This window comes from Bartonella sp. AA23NXGY, from assembly GCF_042197165.1.
Lineage (GTDB): Bacteria > Pseudomonadota > Alphaproteobacteria > Rhizobiales > Rhizobiaceae > Bartonella.
Window position 1 is genome coordinate 1 of sequence record NZ_JBHIRO010000054.1, and the last position, 2399, is coordinate 2399.

General features: G+C 43.4%; 1 pseudogene. It reads right to left on the reverse strand.

Annotated features, from left to right (window positions below):
• Positions 1 to 2399: pseudogene (locus ACFINY_RS09560) on the reverse strand (hypothetical protein); the annotation flags it as partial.

The following is a 2399-nucleotide window of genomic DNA, read 5'->3' on the forward strand; positions in this document are numbered from 1 at the left end:
TCATTATCCTTTGTTGCTTCACCAACACCTGAAAGTGTCCGATCCCCTTTGTCTTTATTTGCGATATTGAGTTCTGTGCCACCTACTTTTGCACCAATAGTGAGACGACTCGTTGTCTTATCTTGCTGAACAAAGCTTTCGCTTTCTACTTTGGTAATCACATTATTAACCTGTTCAGTCAATTTATCCTGAACAGTCGTGAGAGCCGTATTAACACCCTCAAACGCATCCGCTACATTCTGATAACTCTCTCTTTTTTCCTCTCCATCAGTATCGAAAGTTTTGATCTTAAAAGTAGGACCTACTGAGTTTCCATTTCCAAAGTCAGCACCACCACCGAAATAAGATGCAACACTGCTCCCTAGGGTATGAAGCTGAGAACCACTTACAGCTTCGTCTGAATTTTCATTGATTGTCCCGCCAAGTAGACCGGAAAGTTTCCGCCCTCCATTATCCTTATTTAGAATACTGATTTCGGTACCACCTGTTCCCTTACCAATAGTGATAAGGCCCGTTCCTCCATCACGGAGACTGCGCGTCAAAGCCATCTCTGCTACTTGCTTAACAAGAATACTGTCTCTTACTTCATTAATTTCAGTATTTGTTGCCAAAAGTTGGGAACCATTGACCGCTTCGGTCGATTCTGCTGTGAGTGCGCCATTTTGAATGCCTGTTATCTTCTTACTACCAGCGTCAATACCACCCGTTGTTATTTTCGGTCCACCAGAAATCACTAAGCCCGTTGCATCTAAGGTACTGTTTCCTGCAGTTACTTTATTGACTGCAATATCCTTAGCTAGATCAAATTTTATATTATTATTATCTTTGCCTTTGCTAATTTGAAGATTTGTACTTCCAGCGGAAAAATCTACCGCGCTGTCCATGATAACGGTCTTATCATCCTTACCCCCAACAGATAGTTTCCAACCACCATTTCTTACGACACTTTCTAAGTCTTTTAACTGTACAACATTTACTGCATCAGTAGGCTCACTACCAGCCGCTACTCCGATAATTTGTCGTGTTTGTGGATTATCAGCACCATCATAACCAACACTCACAGCTCCCAGCGTACTTTTCCACTGAGATGTGCCATTTGTTGCAACCCCATCCTTTAAAGAAGGAGCATAACCTAAAAGACCAGCAGCCCGATCAGCGACAGAATCATTCCCTATAGCGACGCCTCCCTCCACTGTTGCTTTCGAATAAAAACCAAAAGCCGTAGCATTCTTTGCTGTTGCGTATGCACGATGACCAACAGCAGTCGAACCATAGCCCAAAGCCTTAGAAACAGCACCCACAGCCGTTGAATAATCACTCCCCGCAGTTGTATGATCGTCTGGTCCAACCGATTCATTATATTCGGAACCTATCGCGATGCTGTCTTTGCCTAAAGCATGAGCCATGTAGCCTATAGCAATGCTATCCACTTCATTTGATACCCAGGCTTGATAACCTAGAGCAATACCACGCTCCCCCCCCTTATCCACCTGTGCCTGAGAACCTATAGCTATCGAATGCTGACTAAACGCATTTGCCTGATTACCTATAGCAATACCATACAGCGCCTCCTTTGTTGCAGATGCATTGTAACCAAGAGCAATCCCCTTTTCTGCATAATTCTTTGCGCCGTAACCAAGAGCCATTGCATAATCACCAGCTGCAAGTACTCTATTTTTTTCATCAATATCCTGTATTCCAGATCCAGGACTAGTTCCAACACCACCGATTGCAATGCCAAAAATGCCTTCCGTTTTTGCCCCCCGCCCCAAAACAACAGTACCATACACGGCCTTAGGTGACTCTGCCATATAACCAATAACAGTACTCCAACCATCACCAGCTTTTGCACTGTACCCGATAGCAACAGAACCGTATGTACCTCTCCCATCAACACTACCAACCACATCGTCACCAATAAAAACACCCCACTTGCTTTTTGTATAATTAATCCCACTACCCAAAATAACATTGTTATTTTGAGAACGTTGCATTCCTGCAGTTCCACCCCGCAAAAGGTCAGAAACATTAACAGGGGCTGCATTCTCATTATTCCCTGAAAACTGTTGGGCTGTAGAGCTATCACGAACAAGCGACCGTGGACTAATGAGAGACTTTTTATATTGCTCGTCTGTATCTAGGGTTCTGACCAATAAATTTTTGCTATCGTCCGCAAGAACATTTACGATAGAACTCTTATCGCTCTTACCAGAAAGGGTTTTGGTTAAAAAATTTGCGTAATCTTCAGAAGCATTCAAACCAGCAACAGAGAGAAGGCTTTGTGGATAAGACACACCGGCACTTTTTACACCCTCAAGAAACGTGTTTCTAAAATCAGGATTTGCTGAAAAAACAGGCGTAACATTCGATAAGAATGTAGCCGCTGTAGCCAACGAAAG